General features: G+C 65.3%; 14 protein-coding genes, 1 tRNA gene and 1 other RNA gene. 9 read left to right on the top strand and 7 right to left on the bottom strand.

The features are described 5' to 3' along the window. Window positions 1–33: 33 nt before the first annotated feature. Genes ACXJKC_RS16150 through ACXJKC_RS16140 form a run of 3 tightly spaced genes read right to left on the bottom strand, consistent with a single transcriptional unit; the run spans window position 34 to window position 5649 of the window. Window positions 34–2688 carry a chorismate-binding protein gene (locus tag ACXJKC_RS16150; RefSeq protein WP_456697765.1) on the bottom strand — a complete coding sequence of 885 codons (2655 nt, stop codon included), beginning with the start codon at window positions 2686–2688 and terminating at the stop codon, window positions 34–36. Continuing rightward, a complete protein-coding gene (locus tag ACXJKC_RS16145; RefSeq protein WP_456697764.1) occupies window positions 2666–4630 on the bottom strand; it encodes a DNA polymerase III subunit gamma and tau in 1965 nt (654 codons plus the stop codon). The genes ACXJKC_RS16150 and ACXJKC_RS16145 overlap by 23 nt, the downstream gene beginning before the upstream one ends. 41 nt (window positions 4631–4671) lie before the next feature. Then, the gene (locus tag ACXJKC_RS16140; protein ID WP_456697763.1) at window positions 4672–5649 is read right to left on the bottom strand and encodes an alpha/beta hydrolase; all 978 of its coding nucleotides are present in this window, start codon (window positions 5647–5649) and stop codon (window positions 4672–4674) included. A 98-nt stretch (window positions 5650–5747) separates the two neighbouring features. Here ACXJKC_RS16140 and ACXJKC_RS16135 point away from each other — a divergent pair, with 98 nt between their 5' ends. The 3 genes from ACXJKC_RS16135 (at window position 5748) to ACXJKC_RS16125 (ending at window position 9535) form a co-directional block, all read left to right on the top strand. Then, window positions 5748–7052: a threonine/serine ThrE exporter family protein gene (locus ACXJKC_RS16135; protein ID WP_456697762.1), complete on the top strand. Its 1305-nt coding sequence runs from the start codon at window positions 5748–5750 to the stop codon at window positions 7050–7052. A gap of 157 nt (window positions 7053–7209) precedes the next feature. Then, on the top strand, window positions 7210–8388 hold the full coding sequence (locus tag ACXJKC_RS16130; RefSeq protein ID WP_456697761.1) for an acyl-CoA dehydrogenase family protein: 1179 nt from the start codon (window positions 7210–7212) through the stop codon (window positions 8386–8388). A gap of 1 nt (window position 8389) precedes the next feature. After that, window positions 8390–9535 (top strand): acyl-CoA dehydrogenase family protein, encoded by a 1146-nt coding sequence (locus ACXJKC_RS16125; RefSeq protein ID WP_456697760.1) that lies wholly within the window; start codon window positions 8390–8392, stop codon window positions 9533–9535. Window positions 9536–9590: 55 nt separating this feature from the next. Here ACXJKC_RS16125 and ACXJKC_RS16120 read toward each other — a convergent pair whose 3' ends face one another. Beyond that, window positions 9591–10256, bottom strand: a complete 666-nt coding sequence (locus tag ACXJKC_RS16120; protein WP_456697759.1) for a TetR family transcriptional regulator — start codon at window positions 10254–10256, stop codon at window positions 9591–9593. 64 nt (window positions 10257–10320) lie between these two features. Between ACXJKC_RS16120 and ACXJKC_RS16115 the strand changes: the two genes are divergently transcribed. After that, on the top strand, window positions 10321–11742 hold the full coding sequence (locus tag ACXJKC_RS16115) for an MFS transporter (RefSeq protein ID WP_456697758.1): 1422 nt from the start codon (window positions 10321–10323) through the stop codon (window positions 11740–11742). Between the two features lie 30 nt (window positions 11743–11772). On the opposite strand, the gene ffs is transcribed toward ACXJKC_RS16115, so the two are convergent. Further along, an RNA gene (gene ffs / locus ACXJKC_RS16110) (signal recognition particle sRNA small type) lies at window positions 11773–11869 on the bottom strand. 84 nt (window positions 11870–11953) lie between these two features. Here ffs and ACXJKC_RS16105 point away from each other — a divergent pair. Both ACXJKC_RS16105 and ACXJKC_RS16100 read left to right on the top strand, forming a co-directional pair. Continuing rightward, a tRNA-Ser gene (locus ACXJKC_RS16105) sits at window positions 11954–12041 on the top strand. 155 nt (window positions 12042–12196) lie between these two features. Further along, complete coding sequence (locus ACXJKC_RS16100; protein WP_456697757.1) at window positions 12197–12568, top strand: glyoxalase superfamily protein; 372 nt, start codon at window positions 12197–12199, stop codon at window positions 12566–12568. A gap of 4 nt (window positions 12569–12572) precedes the next feature. On the opposite strand, the gene ACXJKC_RS16095 is transcribed toward ACXJKC_RS16100, so the two are convergent. After that, window positions 12573–13010: a nitroreductase family deazaflavin-dependent oxidoreductase gene (locus ACXJKC_RS16095; protein ID WP_456697756.1), complete on the bottom strand. Its 438-nt coding sequence runs from the start codon at window positions 13008–13010 to the stop codon at window positions 12573–12575. A gap of 91 nt (window positions 13011–13101) precedes the next feature. Between ACXJKC_RS16095 and ACXJKC_RS16090 the strand changes: the two genes are divergently transcribed. Next, on the top strand, window positions 13102–14496 hold the full coding sequence (locus tag ACXJKC_RS16090) for an acyl-CoA synthetase (protein ID WP_456697755.1): 1395 nt from the start codon (window positions 13102–13104) through the stop codon (window positions 14494–14496). Here the strand turns inward: ACXJKC_RS16090 and ACXJKC_RS16085 are convergent. Next, window positions 14485–15318, bottom strand: coding sequence for a phosphatase PAP2 family protein (locus ACXJKC_RS16085; RefSeq protein WP_456697754.1), 834 nt, complete (start codon window positions 15316–15318; stop codon window positions 14485–14487). The genes ACXJKC_RS16090 and ACXJKC_RS16085 overlap by 12 nt on opposite strands. A gap of 267 nt (window positions 15319–15585) precedes the next feature. Here ACXJKC_RS16085 and ACXJKC_RS16080 point away from each other — a divergent pair, with 267 nt between their 5' ends. Next, window positions 15586–15888, top strand: coding sequence for a type II toxin-antitoxin system VapB family antitoxin (locus ACXJKC_RS16080; RefSeq protein ID WP_456697753.1), 303 nt, complete (start codon window positions 15586–15588; stop codon window positions 15886–15888). Continuing rightward, entirely contained in the window at window positions 15885–16391 is a 507-nt protein-coding gene (locus ACXJKC_RS16075; protein WP_456697752.1) for a LytR C-terminal domain-containing protein, read from the top strand. The genes ACXJKC_RS16080 and ACXJKC_RS16075 overlap by 4 nt, the downstream gene beginning before the upstream one ends.

The raw sequence follows: 16391 nt of genomic DNA, 5'->3' as shown, positions 1-16391 counted from the left end.
CGTCTCATTCTGACCAGAACGCACCGCTCGGCGTCACTGGGTCAGGAAGTTCTGCAGTATGTCGTGCCCGCGAGCGGTCAGGATCGATTCGGGATGCATCTGCACGCCCTCGACGGGGTGGGTGCGGTGACGGACTCCCATCACGACGCCCGACGCGGTGTGCGCCGTGGCCTCCAGCTCGGGCGGCAAGGTGGCGGGGTCGATCACGAGCGAGTGATAGCGGGCGCACACCATGGGCGTCGGCAGCCTGGCGAAGACGCCGTGACCGTCATGGTGCACGAGGGACGGTTTGCCGTGGACGACCTCATCGGCCCGGACGACGGTCGCACCGTAGACCTCGCCGATCGCCTGATGTCCGAGGCACACCCCCAAGATCGGAGTCGTGGCTCCGAGCCTGCGGATCGCTTCCATGCTGATTCCCGCCTCGGCCGGCGTCCCTGGTCCGGGGGACACGATTAAATGGGTGAAGTCACCGCGTCGGCGTGCCGCGACGAGCTCATCGACCCTCACGGCGTCATTGCGCACGACTTCGGCCGAGGCGCCGAGTTCGCCGACGTACTGCACGAGGTTGTAGACGAATGAGTCGTAGTTGTCGATGAACAGGACTCTGGCCCGGGCACCCACCCCCTTGGCCGGTGCGTTGGCGTCCATTGCGGCCGAGTTCGTGGACGCTGGCGCACCGCCCCTGAGGAGGGTGCGGAGCCAGGTCGTGGTGCGGCCTGTGGGCCATTGGCCGATTCCTCCGCACGAAGTGATCGGGACGACTCCACGCAGCGAATTTGTCACGAACACCTCTGTCGCCGACGACAGATCGGCCGCGGTGATTCTGCGCTGGAACACCGGCACGCCAGCGTCACGCAGTATCTCGATGACCCGCGCTCTGGTCACGCCCGGGAGGATTCGGCCGTCGACCGGCGGCGTGTGCACCCCGTCATCGTGAACGACGAAGAGACTGGCACGCCCCGTCTCCAGCAGAGAGCCGTCATCGGCGATCAGCAGCAGCTCATCGTCGGACGGGCCCTCGCGCGCGATGCTCCGCCGGTCGACCCATTTGTGTTGCCCGAGACCCGCAGACAGCACGCGTGGAGTGAGATTCCAGCTCTCCGCATCGTCGCCGATCGGCCAGGTCGTCATCGTGACGTCGACATCGGCGCCTGAGGGGACGGCATCGGCCCGCAAGCGGTGACGCCCCATCAACCCCGCGGCCCGACGCTTGACCGCCTCATCGAGACCGGCCCTGATCGTGGTTCCGTAGACCGCGCGAACGCTCGCATCAAGGCGGGCCAGGTGCGCTTCGAGATCGGTTACGACCCCGTCGACCACAAGCATCGTGTCGAAGATGCCAAGCGACTCGTCGACCGTTGCCGAGTGAGACGGTCCCGCGCCGGTCCTGCTCTGTTCGACGGGCGGCGCCTCGGCGATCAGATCGAGCCGACCGCCGATCGCCTCGATCAACGGCCGCGCCTTGACCAGACACTCGGCGTACTCGCCCTCGGGCGTCGAGTCGGCCACCACACCCCCGCCGACGCCGAGCCAAACCCTGTCGCCGGAGAACTCGAACGTCCGGATCACGACATTGAGCTCCAGCCCGGCGGCCGGACTGACATGCCCGATCGCGCCGGTGTAGGCCTCGCGCGCGGTCGTCTCCAACTCGTTGATGATCTCCATCGCCCGGACCTTCGGCGCGCCGGTCACCGATCCTGGTGGGAAGGTCGCCCGCAGCAAGTCGGAGTCACGTACACCTCGGCCCACATGACTCACGACATCAGAGACCAGGTGCCAGACCGAGTGGCGTTCGGCACGGGTCATCGCCGGAACCCGTACCGATCCCGGCACGCTGACCCGCCCCAGATCATTGCGCATGAGATCGACGATCATGACGTTCTCTGCGCGGTTCTTGGCAGAGGCGACCAGTTCGTCCGGGTCGGTGTCGAGCGCGGCTGTGCCCTTGATCGGCGAGCTCAACACCTCATCGCCCGTCCGGCGCAGGAACAGCTCGGGCGAAAAGCTCACCAAGGCACCCTCAGGGCTCGACACATACGCCGCATAGGCCGGCCGGAGCTCTTGCACCCCCGCACAGAACACGTCGAGCGGATCACCGGCGAACGGCGCCTCCAGTCGGACGCAGAGATTGGCCTGGAAGATATCGCCTGCTGCGATGTGCTCGAGGACCGTGGCGAGGGCGGCTCGATGTCGATCGGGCGAGGGCGTCATCTCGAACGTGCCGACGTCGTACGACCGAGCCGACTCGAACGGACCTGTCAGCATCGCCAACACCCGGGCGTCACGCTCGTCGTCGCGGGTCAACGACTCGAACCACCAGACCCCGTCGCTCAACCGGAGCACATGATCGTAGAACGCCAGGCGATGATCGGGTTGCGGCTCGAGTCGCCGTGGCGCTGCGGGCAGCTGTTCGACGAGCCGTCCGAGTTGATAGCCCCACGCACCGATCCAGCCACCGCCGAATCCCGCCACCTCCGCCGGCAAGGGATCGAGGTCGATTCCGTTGAACGGGTCACCGTCGAGTACCTCGACCGGATCGAAGGCGATCAGCGCTTCGCCGTGATGCCACGCACCCATGAGGGCGACCAGACGTGACCGGCCCCGAAAGCGCCGCAGAACCTCCAGCGGGTCGGCATCGAAGTCGATCCGCTGCCGGATCAGCTCAGTCGAATGGTGTCTCGTCAATGACTTGCGCTCCCAGCTCGCGACTCAGCAGGAGTTCCGGGTCGACCACCTCGAAATCGACAACCGGGTCATTGCGGTCCGCCGATGCGTCAGGGTCCTCGCGGGTCTGCGGCGAGTGCTGCTCGCGCATGGCCTGCCGAACCGAATCGGGGACTGCGACGGCCGCCGATTGAGGTTGAGGCGGCTCTGGGGCGGCGGAAGGCTCATCGACATCGGGGACGCCGGGGCGTGCGCTCGGGTCGACGATCGCCTCGATCCGCCAGTTGACGCCCAAGACCTCCTGCAGCGCCTTCTTGACGTAGTCGTCGGAGCCGCTGTTCATGAACGAGTCACGTGCGCCGGCGTTGACCAGAGCGATCGTCAAGGTGTTGCCGTCAAGGCCCATGACTTGGGCATTCTGGCTCAGCATGATCCATGCGAACCGTCGCATATCGCGGATCTTCTCGAGGATCTCGGGCCACAGGCGACGCACATCGGCGATCGTCAGGGTGCCGGGAGGCGCAGGAGCTGCTGCTGGTTGAGGAGGCGACAAAGGCGCCGTCTCGAAACCAGCATCGTCAACAGGTGGTTTCGAGGCTTCGGCCCTTCGAGACGCTCGCTGCGCTCCCTCCTCAGGAACCACCGCGGGCGGCCTCCGCACCTCAACCACCGGGGGCGCCTCGGCCACTGGAGCCGGCTCTGCTGGTTGAGGAGGCGACGAAGGCGCCGTCTCAACACCGGCATCGTGGTTGACAGGAGTCTCAACCACCGGAGCAGGCACCGGTTCGACACCGCCCATCGCCAGCCGACGTTCGACCCGGTCGAGGCGGGCCTGGAAGCCCTGCGTGGAGTTATCGGCCCCCGGCACCAGGATCCGCGCGCACATCAGCTCCAGCAGCAGCCGCGGAGCCGTCGCACCACGAAATTCCATCAGCGCGGCATTGACGATGTCTGCGGCACGGGTCAGCTCTGACGGGCCGAAACCATTGGCCTGGGTCACGAGCCGCTCGGCCCGATCTCCGGGAACGTCGAGCAACCCCTTGTCGAGCGCATCGGGCACCGCCGCGACGATGACCAGATCACGTAGCCGCTGCAACAGGTCTTCGGCGAACCGGCGAGGATCCTGACCGGATTCGATGACCTTGTCGACCACGCCGAAGACCGTCGACCCGTCACTGGCAGCGAATGCGTCGATCGCCTCGTCGAGCAGCGAATCAGGCGTGTAGCCCAGCAATTGCACCGCGAGCTGGTACGTCACGCCGTCGGGACCGGCGCCGCCGAGCAGCTGGTCGAGGACGCTGAGCGTGTCTCGCACCGAGCCCTGGCCGGCCCGCACGACGAGCGGCAGAGCCGTGGGTTCGAGCGCGACTCCCTCGGCGGTGCACAGCTGCAGCAGATAGTCGCCCAGGGCCTTCGGCGGAACCAGCCGGAACGGATAGTGGTGCGTACGTGACCGGATCGTGCCGATGACCTTATCGGGCTCGGTCGTCGCGAAGATGAACTTCAGGTGCGGCGGCGGCTCTTCGACGAGTTTCAGCAGGGCGTTGAATCCCTGCGGGGAGACCATGTGGGCCTCATCGATGATGTAGACCTTGTAGCGACTGCTGACCGGCGCGAAGAACGCCCGCTCGCGCAGATCACGCGCATCGTCGACGCCGCCGTGGCTCGCCGCATCGATCTCGATGACGTCGATACTGCCTGGCCCGCCGCGCGCCAGGTCACGGCAGCTCTGGCACTCGCCGCACGGATCGGCGATCGGCGCCTTCTCACAGTTGAGCGCTCGGGCCAGGATGCGCGCGCTGGTGGTCTTGCCACAGCCACGGGGGCCGGAGAACAAATAGGCGTGATTGACCTTGTTACCGGCCAAAGCATGACGCAAAGGGTCGGTGACGTGCTCCTGCCCGATCACCTCAGCAAAGGTCTCCGGCCGGTAGCGGCGATAAAGAGCGAGGGGAGCATCCACGCCCTGAACTCTATAGACCCGTCACGACATGGTCACCCCAGTCACCACGAACGTGACTTGAGCCAGGTGTCGACGGCTTCGTACGCGGCCTTGCGGGGCTCATCTTTGGAGATGAAGACATCGTGGCGGGCGCCTTCGATCGGGACGACCGTGATCGCATCGCCGAGGCATCCGGACCAGCGGGCGATCTGCTTGACGTCGAGAACCGCATCGGCCTCGTCGACGGCCGGTGAGTACTTGCTGGCGAATCTGCTTTTGGTCGAACGAAGAACCAGCGACGGCACTCCGATATCGAGACCGCGGTGCAGTGTGGCCTGCCCCCGACGCACAGCGGTCAACCAGCCGTACGAGACGCGGAAGCCGTCGAGCGGCTTGTAGTCGGTGTTGAACTCCCACTCACCATGGGCGCTGATGTGAAGGCTCGTGCCGTACGCATTGGTGGGCGGCAGCTTGATGATGTCCTTGGGCTTGATCTTGGCGTACGCCTCGATCACCTTGGTGCCGATCGTTCGCATCCAGGCCTTGCCCTGCAGATCGAACCACGGGCTGTTGAGCACGAGCCCGGCGATCCCGGCGCCCTTCGAACCACCCGGACGCCGGTTGAGTCGGTCGAGCCACAGCGGCACGATCAGTCCTCCGGTCGAGTGCCCCGACAGCAGGACGGGCTTGCCCCCCGTCTCCGCACGGATGATCGACAGCGATTCGGCCAGCTCCTGGTCGTACAGCGCCAGATCAGACACGTAGTGGCCGGTCTGACCGGGACGCCGTGAGCGTCCGCATTTGCGCAGATCGAGCGCATAGAACGCGAATCCGCGGTCGGTGAAGAAGTCGGCCATCTCGGTCTGGAAGAAGTAGTCGCTGAAACCGTGGACGTACAGAACGGCCGCGGAGACGTCGGCGGGCGGGGCGCGACGCACCAGGGTCGCCTCGATCGTCCCCTCACCGTCCGGGTCATCTCCGAGCGCGATCGTGTGCTGCTCGTAGCCGTCACCCAGCTCGTCGGGTACCCAGTCGGTCATCCACATTCCTCCGTTATCTCAAACGCCCCATGGCGAGCGTACGCCCACACGCATACCGAGGTGATTGCTTCTCACCAGGACGCCTCCATAGTGGAGGGGTGACCGACAGCCGCGAAGTTCACCGCACCCTCGACCTCGCCCTCCGCGTGGGCGAGATGCTGCTTTCCAATGGCGCCGGTGCCGCCGACGTCACGGCAACCATGTCGTCGATCGCGTACCACCTAGGACTGCGGCAGGCGATGGTCGACGTCACGTTCACGAAGCTGGAGATCTCCTATCAATCGGCGTACGACGAGCCGGGGCATTCGCTGATCCGTCACGTCACACACCGCGACACTGATTTCGAGGACCTCACCAAGGTCGACCAGATCGTCACGGACCTGTTGTCCGACCGGATCGACATCGACGAGGCTCGAAGCCGTGTGGCTCACATCGTCTCGACGGGTCACCACACTCCCCGGTGGGCCGTCACGATCGCCTGGGCCGCCATGGGCGCCGGCGTCGCGGTGTTGGTCGGTGGCGGCTGGGTCGTCGCGCTGATCGCGGCGTTCGCGGCGTTCGGCATCGAGGTCATCCAACGCCGTCTGACCCGCAGACGGCTGCCGTTCTTCTATGCCCAGACCGCCGGAGGGATGTTCGCGACGCTGTTGGCCGTCGCGACCCAGGCGGCCGACCTCGACGTCGATCCGTCGCAGGTCATCACCGCGAGCATCGTGATGCTGTTGGCCGGGCTCGGTTTCATCGGCGCGATCCAGGACGCCCTGACAGGCTTCTATGTCACCGCGACAGCACGCATCCTCGAGGTCATGATCTCAACGGCAGGCATCATCGTCGGCGTCAGTGGCGGCCTGACGATCGGTCGTCTGCTCGGAGTCGATATCGCCCTCGACCCCGGCGTCATCGAGCTGGCCCGTCTCCCGCTGATGATCACGGGTGCCGCGGTCGCCGCGGCGGCATTCGCCTATGCCTCGTACGCGCCGGGCCGGACATTGCTGCCGATCGCGGTCATCTCGGGTCTCGCGTCGACGATCTACCTGGTGCTCAACGAGCACGACGTCGGCCGGGCGTGGTCGGCAGCGGTCGCCGCGATCTTCATCGGTCTGGTGAGTTTCACCGCCGCGACCTGGTGCCGGGTTCCGCCGCTGGTTCTCGTGGTCCCCGGGATCGTGCCGCTACTGCCGGGCCTTTCGATCTATCGCGGACTGTCATTGCTCGCCGAGAACGACTACGCCGGGATTCTCGCGATGATCACCGCCGCAGCGATCGCGATCTCCTTGGCAGCCGGGGTGATCCTCGGAGAGTTCATCGCCCAGCCCGTCCGCCGCGAAGCCCAACGCCTTGAGCAGCGCCTGGCCGGACCTCGTCTGGTCGGTCCGTTACGGGCGCGCGCCCGACGCCGATGACCCCAGGCCGAAGCCCTCGCCCCTGGGCGGTGCGACAGCGTCCACTTCGGCCGGCTGTCTGGACGCCAGCGCACCGCCCCAGGGGGTGGGGCGTCTAGCTCCGTGACAGCTCAAGTGATAGACAAGTTACGCGCCAGTAGGTACCCCGAGGAGACCCATGAAACTGCAGCTGTCAGATGAGGATGTCGCTTTCCGCGCGGAAATGCGTGAATTCTTCACCACCAAGATCCCCCAGCACATCCGCGACACCGCGACGGCCCGACGTGAGCTCTCCAAGGAGCAGCTGGTCGAGTCGATGCAGATCATGAACGCTGCCGGCATCGCAGTGCCGAACTGGCCGGTCGAATGGGGCGGCAAGGACTGGACTCCGCTGCAGCGTCACATCTGGCATGAGGAGATGCAGCTGGCCGGTGTCACGCCGCCGCTGGCATTCAACGCCTCGATGGTCGGGCCGGTCATCGCGGCTTTCGGCTCGCAGGAGATCAAGGAACGCTTCCTGCCCAAGACGGCCAATATCGACATCTGGTGGTCGCAGGGATTCTCCGAGCCCGACGCCGGCTCCGATCTCGCCTCGTTGCGCACAACCGCGGTCCGCGAAGGCGACGAGTACGTCGTCAACGGCCAGAAGACGTGGACCACACTCGGCCAGTACGGCGACTGGATCTTCACGCTGGTTCGTACGGATCCCGAAGCCAAGAAGCAGGCCGGCATCTCGTTCCTGTTGATCGATATGACGTCGCCGGGCCTGACCGTGCGTCCCATCGAGTTGATCGACGGCGGCCACGAGGTCAACGAAGTCTTCTTCGACAACGTCCGCGTCCCGGTCGAGAATCTGGTCGGCGAGGAGAACAAGGGCTGGGACTACGCCAAGTTCCTGCTCGGCAACGAGCGCGTCGGCGTTGCTCCGGTCGGTTCGACCAAGCGCACGCTCGCCTCGGCCAAGGAGTTCGCCAAAACGGCCGGCCCCGGCGGCACCTCGCTGCTCGACGACCCACTGATCGCGACCAAGTTCGTCGAACTGGAGAACGATCTGCTGGCGCTCGAACTCACCGCGCTGCGCGTCGTGGCCAACTCCGCGGATGGGAAGCCACACCCCGCCTCATCGGTCCTGAAGCTGCAGGGCACGGTCCTGCAGCAGGCCGTCACCGAGTTGTGGGTCGACCTGGCCGGGCCGAACGCGCTGGCCACCGGCGCCGGTGAGGGATCCGATGTCCCGGATCTCGCGCGGGTCGCGACACCGAACTACCTGAACTTCCGCAAGGCATCGATCTACGGCGGGTCCAACGAAGTGCAACAACAAATCATCGCAGGAACGATCCTGGGACTGAGGGGCTGACATGGATTTCACACTTGATGCTGAGCAGACAGCACTGCGCGATGCGGTTCGCGGACTCCTGTCGAAGGCCTACGACTCCTCGGAGACTCGACGCGAGGTCACCAAGACCGATCCGGGCTGGGACGACAAAACCTGGCAGCGCCTGGCCGAAATGGGCGCTCTGGGACTTCCGTTCGCCGAAGAGGACGGCGGCTTCGGCGCCGGCCCTGTCGAGGTGTCGATCGTCGCCGAGGAGATCGGGCGGGTCATCGCGCCCGAGCCGTACGTCGAGGCGGTCGTGCTCGCGGGCGGTCTCGTCGCGGCGGCCGGCACCGCCGAGCAGCGGGCCGAGATCATCGGCGCTCTCGCAGAAGGCTCGCTCGTGCCCGTCTTCGCGCACACCGAACCCAATGCGCACTACGACGAGACGGCGTCGGGCGTCTCGGCGTCGACGTCGGGCGCAGGTTGGACCCTGACCGGCGTCAAGGAGCCTGTCCTGGGTGGCGCACGCGCTGATCTGCTGATCGTCAGCGCGACGGTCAACGGCGGCACCGGCCTGTTCCTGGTCCAGCCGGATGCCGCCGGCCTGACTCGCACGTCCTACACGACATTCGACGGCGGACGGGCGGCCCACATTGCGTTCGACGGCACTCCGGCCATGCCGCTGGGTGAGGACGGCGCCGATCAGTCCCCCGTCATCGCCCGGGCGATCGCCGCGGCCCAGATCGCGTACGGCCACGAGTCATTGGGCGCCATGGCCACAGCTCTGGACACGACGACCGAATATCTCAAGACCCGCAAGCAGTTCGGCGTCCCGCTGATGACATTCCAGGCTCTGACGTTCCGGGCGGCCGACATGTACGTGTCGCTCGAGTTGGCTCGCAGCACCGTCACCTGGGCGACCCTCGTCCTGCTCGACGGTCAGTCCGACGACGAAGTCCTCGAGGCCGCTTCACGGGCCAAGCTGCAGGTCAGCAAGGCCGGCCGTCACATCGGTCAGGAAGCGATCCAGTTGCACGGCGGAATCGGCATGACCGCCGAGTACAGCGTGGGCCACTACATGAGCCGACTCACCGCGATCGATCACCTGCTCGGCGACGGGCGTCACCATCTGAAGAAGCTGGCCGAAACCGTTGGAGACCACACCGTCGTGGAGCCCCTCGGCTGACTCAGTCGGGGCGGATTGATTCCGCCACATCGCTCCTGAGCCCAGGTTTGGCGGATCAACCCGCCGAATCTGGGCTCACTTGCGTCATGACACCTTTGACGAAGATCTCGATCGCGGTTTCGTAGTAGTCGTCGGAGTCTCCGCAGACGACCATCGACGGCGCAGCGGCCATCAGGTACGGATACCGATCCTGCGACAGTGACTTCAGCAGTGCGAGCTTGGCCACGCGGGCCTGATCGCGCTCATCGGGCCGGACCGAGGTCTCGGCGCCCGGCTCCCCTGCCACCAGGGTCAGCGCGATCGTCAGCGCGTAGTGATCCACCGCCGCAGCCTTCTCGATCGTGAAACCGGCCGCGACGAGCTTGTCGAGAGTACGCTCGGTGATCTCTCGACCGGCCTCGGTCAGAAGTAGCCGTGTCGGCACCAACGGCGTCGCATTCGGGTGAGCCCGCAGGACGTCGACGAGCGACGTCATCGCCTCGCTGAGGTACGTCTCCAGGTCGAGAGTCGCGTCTGGCAGCACCAGCGAGGCGACGACGGCATCCCCCACGGCATCGAGCAGCGCCTCTTTGTTCGAGAAGTGCCAATACAGGGCCATCGGCGTCACGCCGAATTCATCGGCGACCTTGCGGACGGTCAGCGCGTCGAGACCCTGCTCATCGACGATTCGCAGGGCGCTGGCCACCACCGCGTCGGGATTCAGAGAATTCTTCGCCTTCACGTTGACAACTATACGCCATATATGTTTCCTTTACGTTGTACATTTACAACGTAAAGGAGTGGTCATGGACGACCGCAGGAACATCTGGGCTCTCGTGGCCGTCGCACTCGCGACGTTCATGACCTATCTCGACAACAACATCATCAATGTGGCCCTGCCGGTCATCGAGCAGGACCTCGGACTGACGACCGCAGGCATGGAGTGGATCGTCAGTTCGTACATCCTGACCTTCGCCGGGCTGATGCTTCTGGGGGGACGACTCGCCGATCTGATCGGACGTCGGCGTATCTTCCTGATCGGGCTCGGCATCTTCACGGCAGCCTCGTTCGCGGCCGGGCTGTCCGGGAACGTCGAGACGCTGATCGCGAGCCGGGCGATCCAGGGCGTCGGCGCCGCACTCCTGACTCCCACGACGCTGGCGATCATCTCGGCGACGTTCAGCGACAAGCGCGAGCGCAATATCGCGGTCGGTATCTGGGGTGCGGTCGGTGCGCTCGCCCTGGCCGCCGGCCCGTTACTGGGCGGCGTCCTGAGCGAACACGTCGCTTGGGAGTGGATCTTCTTCATCAATGTGCCCCTCGGCGCCATCACTGCGGGGCTGGCCGTGTGGGCCATCACGGAGTCACGCGATCCGGTCGACCGCCGCTTGGACCTCTGGGGATTGGTCGCCTCGACGATCTCCCTGTCGACGCTGACCTTCGCCCTGATCGAAGGCACCGGACGCGGCTGGACGTCCGCACCGATCGTCACGACGCTCGCCATCGCCGCCGTGACCGCCGCCTGGTTCGTGACGGTCGAACGTCGCGTCGAGCACCCCATGGTCGACCTCGGACTGTTCCGTGACCGGGTCTTCTCCGGTGCGCTCGTCTCACTCATGCTGTGGGCGTTCGGCCTGTTCGGCATCTACTTCTTCACCTCGTTGTACCTGCAGGGGGTGCTGGGCTTCTCCCCCACCAAGGCCGGCCTGACGTTCGTGCCGATGGCGCTGTGCATGGCTGTCGCCGCGGCGACTTCGGATGGCATTGCCCGACGCTTCGGAGCACACCGCTCGGTCAGCTTCGGCATGGGACTGATGGGCGTCGCGATCGGGTCGGTGGCCTTCTTCGGCCAAGACGCCACGGCACTCGACCTGATGCCATCGTTCATCGCGATCGGCATCGGCGGCGGACTCACGATCCCGTTGACCGCGACAGTTCTCGGCATCATGCCCCAGGACCAGGCCGGCGTCGCATCAGGCATCTTCAACACCTCGCGCGAGCTCGCCGGATTGCTCGGCATCACGGTCATCGGCGTGATCCTGACGAGCCGACAGGACTCCGTGCTGGGCGACGGCGGGCCGCCGCTGGACGCCTTCTTGAGCGGCTACCGTCTGGGCCTGGTCGTCGCCGGAGTGCTCGTGATGGCCGGCGCCGTCGCCTCGTGGGCGGCATTGCGGAAGGTCGAAGCCGAGCCCATCGTCAACGACGACGTCGTCCTCGCCGCATGACTGCCTGACCGCGGGCAGGGCGTCGGGGAACGCAAGGACCCCCCGCGTACCCGACAGAGACCGCCGACCCTTGCTGCCTTCCGGCCCTGGGGGAGTTAGGAGATATATCGCCACGCGAGGGGCTGCCCTCATCATACGGAACAGGCCACAAAGCCCTCCACCGGGAGTCCCGATTGTCTAGTCCCATGGATCAACCGGTAGCCTCGTCCACGGAGGATTCGCATAGTGGCCTAGTGCGCTCGCTTGGAAAGCGGGTTGAGTGAAAGCTCTCAGGGGTTCGAATCCCCTATCCTCCGCCACATGGAGCTGCACACAGATCGGCCCGGACCTCTTGGAGATCCGGGCCGATCTGTGCATGTTGCCGCAGACGTCTTCAAACTGTCCGCGCTCGTCGTCACAATGAGGAGACCGCTGCGGGACAGCCGGTTCTGCGGCCCAGCACACGAGGCATGTCATGGACTGCAAGATCGAACTCATCTTTGTCCCGGTCACCGACGTCGACCGGGCTCGTGACTTCTACGTCGATCAGATCGGCTTCCACCTCGACCACGACGTCCGGGTCAGCGACGATCTGCGATTCGTCCAGCTGACGCCGGTCGGTTCAGCTTGCTCGATCGCGTTCGGCGAAGGCATCACAGAAGCAGCGCCGGGCACCCAGAACAGCATCCAGGTCGTCGTCGCCGATGCCGACGCGGCGCGAGCGGAACTGGTTGCCGCAGGTGTCGACGCTCCCGAGGTCGAGACCCTCGCCTGGGGACGATTCACCGGATTCGCCGATCCCGACGGCAACCGCTGGACGATCCAGGAGCTGCCGGCCAGACAGTAGCCGGCTATTCCTTGGCGGTCAGCAAGAAGATCGGGATCTCCCGATCGGTCTTGGCCTCATAGTCCGCGTATTGCGGGAAGGCTTCGACCGCGCGGGCCCACCACGTCGCACGCTCGGTCCCTGTGAGCAGGCGCGGCGTGTAGTCCTTCTTGACCGCACCGTCCTGCAGTTCGACCAGCGGGGCGTCGACGATGTTGTTGTACCAGGACGGATTCTCCGGAGCACCTCCTTTGGAGGCGACAACAAGGTATTGACCCTCGTGTTCGACCCGCATGAGGGGCGTCTTGCGCAGCTTCCCGGTTTTAGCGCCCAGTGTTGTCAGCACGATGATCGGGCGACCCAACATCAGATTGCCCTCCGCACCGTTGGTGCTCTCAAAGAGCTCGGCCTGCTTGCGGGCCCATTCGGACGTGCTCGGTGCGTACTCTCCAGTCAATGGCATGCATCCATGTTGATCCTGTGCCGGCCCCGGCACAAGGCCAAGCTGCCTGGAGTCGGCGTTACCGCAGGCTAGGACACAATGGGACGCACCTATGCTGCTGACTTCTCTGCACCAGTCCGACGACCTCGAACGCGCCATCACGATCGGCGACACGAGTCTGTCGCGCGCCGAATTCATGGAGGCATCGCTTCGCTTCGCGACATCGCTGCCTGACGACGGTCCGATCGCCGTGCACGCGGGCACATCGATCGAGACGCTCACCGCCATCACGGGCTGTCTGCTCGCAGGCGTGCCGGTCGTACCGGTCCCGCCGGACTCGGGGCCAGCGGAGCTTCGACACATCTTGAACGACTCCGGTGCGACCGCGTGGGTCGGCCCAGACGGTCTGCAGACCGCGCTGCCGCGCGTCGACCTGCGATCAGCCGGATCTGGCAAGATTCCTGCATCAATCGACCCCTCACGGGTTGCACTGATCCTCTACACGTCGGGCACCACGGGATCGCCCAAGGGCGTCGAGCTGAGCGGCGGTGCTATCGCCGCAGGCCTCGACGGTCTGGCCGAGGCCTGGCAATGGACGCCGGACGACACCGTCGTCCACGGACTTCCGCTGTTCCATACTCATGGCCTGATCCTCGGCGTGCTGGGATCCCTGCGGGTCGGATCTCGCCTCATCCACACCGTCAAAGCTCAGCCCGAGAGGTACGCCGCCGCAACGGGCACGATGTACTTCGGGGTCCCGACCGTGTGGTCCCGTATCGCGGCCGATGAGCAAGCCATGCGGGCCCTGAGCCACGCGCGACTTCTCGTGTCCGGCAGCGCGCCACTTCCGGTCTCCGTATTCGACCGACTCGCCGCGGGAACCGGACTGGCTCCCATCGAGCGCTACGGGATGACCGAGACGATGATCACCCTCAGCACCCGCGCCGACGGGGAACGCCGTCCCGGCTGGGTCGGCCTGCCCGTCGCAGGTGCCGAGACCCGGATCCGAGCCGATGACAGCGGACTCGAAGTTCCGGCCGACGGCGAGAGCATCGGCCGTCTCGAAGTACGCGGACCGATGCTCTTCGACGGATATCTCGGTCAGCCCGAGAGCACTGCCGCTGCCTGGACCGAGGACGGCTGGTTCGTCACGGGCGATATCGCATCCCACGATTCCGGTGGATTCCACCGAATCGTCGGGCGTGAATCCACCGACCTCATCAAGTCCGGCGGATTCCGCATCGGCACCGGTGAAATCGAAGCCGTCTTGCTCGATCACCCTGCCGTGGCCGAGGTCGCCGTCGTGGGCGTTCTGGACGACGACCTCGGCCAACGCATCGTCGCGTTCGTCGTGCCGGACGAATCCCCCCGGGGCGGCCTCGGCGAAGAGCTCATCGCTCTGGTGGCCTCGCAGCTCTCCTGGCACAAACGGCCGCGCGATGTCGTCTTCGTCGATGCGCTCCCTCGCAATGCGATGGGAAAGGTGCAGAAGAAGCTATTGAGCTGAGGCAGAGACATTGCCGGCAAGCGCCGGCTCCGCAATATCGTGATCGTCTTGCGCCCCCACCGGACCACGACGCTCCCACACCACCATCACCGCGAACGCGAACAGGACGACGGCCCAACCGACGACAGCGTCGAGCACCCAGTGATTGCCGGTTCCGACGATGACGAACGCCATGATCGCGGCGTAAAGCAGTCCGAGGATCTGGATGATGCGCGGGGCACCGGCCCGGATGACGACCAGGGCAACCCACAGCGACCAACCTGCGTGCAGCGACGGGAACGCCGCGAGCTCATTGGTGATATTGCCCATGCCCTTGGGCGCGGACCCGTTCTGACTCCACCACCCGATCCCCGAATTGAGGCTCAAGATGTCGTGATAGCCGCCGACGAGCCGTGGCGGCGCCGTCGGCATCAGGAGATAGAACGTCAGACCGATCAGCGAGGCGAACACCAATGCGCGTCGCGCCGTCAGATACTCGATGGCATTGCGGCGGAAGATCCAGATCAGTGCCAACAGCGTGATGAGGTAGTGCGTCGTGGCGTACCAATAGCTACTGCTGACCGCCAGCCAGTCGTGGTGCAGGAATTGACCGTTGAGCCATGACTCGATATCGAAGCGCCAGGACTTCTCGAAGGTCAGGATGTCGAGCGCGCGGCCACGGGCAGGCGCGAAGGCCGTCGACGCGAAGGTGCGGGTGATGCAGTAAGCGATGTAGAGGATGCCGATCAGCGCGATCTCGACGCCGGCACGGCGCACAACAGGCAGGACATCGGAAGCGCGCTCGGCGACGGTGCGACGAGCTTGTTGTGATGTTCGGGCCATCACTTCCACCTGCTTCCTCATCAGGCCCTTACCTGACGAAAGGCGCCGCAGTGCGCCTTCTCGATAATCATCTTCGCTAGATCAGACACAAAGGGCAACCGCCCCGGATGAAGATCCATTCCCAGCGTAACGGATGTTACCGACGCTTTCTGAACGGCTCCTTAACAGTTTCCGTCTCCCAGACCGATTCGAGACAGCCTGAACAATAGTCCTGGACATCGGCACGGGCTCCGACCCGGCTCCCACCCGTCTGTCTAGACTGGCGGGGTGATCTTCCGGAGGGTGAGCGAGGGGCGCCCCTATCCCGAGCACAGGCTGACTCAAAGCGCCTGGGCCGAGATATCCCCTTCCCAGGTACGGCTCGACGATCTGACGACGACCAAGACCCAGCTCGACCTGGAACACCTGCTCGATGACGACTCGACATACTTCGGCGATCTGTTCGCCCATGTCGTGAGCTGGCGCGGTGAGCTCTACCTCGAAGACGGATTGCACCGTGCACTGCGCGCGGCGCTCCAGCAGCGAAATATGCTCCATGCCCGGGTCCACTCGATCGGTCGGCACGCATGAGCAAGCTCACGACTCTGCTGATCTCAGTCGTCGTGTTCGTGGTGTGCGGCTTCACGGGAGTCCGGCTACTCACCGCCGGCACCGACACCGTCGCAGTCGATACGTCCTGTCAGCCCTCGGTCGTCGCTTCCGGGACGGCTCTCGACAGCAACGTCGTCGTGGTCAACGTGTTCAACGCGTCATCTCGTGCCGGCCTGGCCAACCGGGCCATCATCGACCTACAGAAGAATGGATTCCGGGGCGGGCAGATCGGCAACAGCACCAGCGCCACCAAGCCCAGTCGCGTCGCGATCCTCACGAATGATCCTGCCGATCCGCAGGTCAAACTGCTGGCAGCGCAGTTCCGCGACAAAGTGCAGTACGCCAAGCCCGACCTGACGGTCGAGGACGGCATCATCGTGATCGTCGGCCAGAAGTACCGCGGCTTGAAGAAGTCTCCGAAGACGTCGCTGCGCACTGACCGCGACATCAAGATCTGCACGCCCGCGACACCGGCGGTCTGA

The organism is Aeromicrobium sp. P5_D10 (assembly GCF_054049535.1).
The sequence above is the reverse complement of the archived record's forward strand: the minus strand, read 5'-3'. Positions and strand labels throughout refer to the sequence as shown.

Excerpts from the sequence above, each read along its gene's own strand:
- ACXJKC_RS16140 (WP_456697763.1), bottom strand. The coding sequence starts at position 5,649 with ATGACCGACTGGGTACCCGACGAGCTGGGTGACGGCTACGAGCAGCAC.
- ACXJKC_RS16130 (WP_456697761.1), top strand. The coding sequence starts at position 7,210 with ATGAAACTGCAGCTGTCAGATGAGGATGTCGCTTTCCGCGCGGAAATG.
- ACXJKC_RS16125 (WP_456697760.1), top strand. The coding sequence starts at position 8,390 with ATGGATTTCACACTTGATGCTGAGCAGACAGCACTGCGCGATGCGGTT.
- ACXJKC_RS16115 (WP_456697758.1), top strand. The coding sequence starts at position 10,321 with ATGGACGACCGCAGGAACATCTGGGCTCTCGTGGCCGTCGCACTCGCG.
- ACXJKC_RS16100 (WP_456697757.1), top strand. The coding sequence starts at position 12,197 with ATGGACTGCAAGATCGAACTCATCTTTGTCCCGGTCACCGACGTCGAC.
- ACXJKC_RS16095 (WP_456697756.1), bottom strand. The coding sequence starts at position 13,010 with ATGCCATTGACTGGAGAGTACGCACCGAGCACGTCCGAATGGGCCCGC.
- ACXJKC_RS16090 (WP_456697755.1), top strand. The coding sequence starts at position 13,102 with ATGCTGCTGACTTCTCTGCACCAGTCCGACGACCTCGAACGCGCCATC.
- ACXJKC_RS16085 (WP_456697754.1), bottom strand. The coding sequence starts at position 15,318 with ATGGCCCGAACATCACAACAAGCTCGTCGCACCGTCGCCGAGCGCGCT.
- ACXJKC_RS16075 (WP_456697752.1), top strand. The coding sequence starts at position 15,885 with ATGAGCAAGCTCACGACTCTGCTGATCTCAGTCGTCGTGTTCGTGGTG.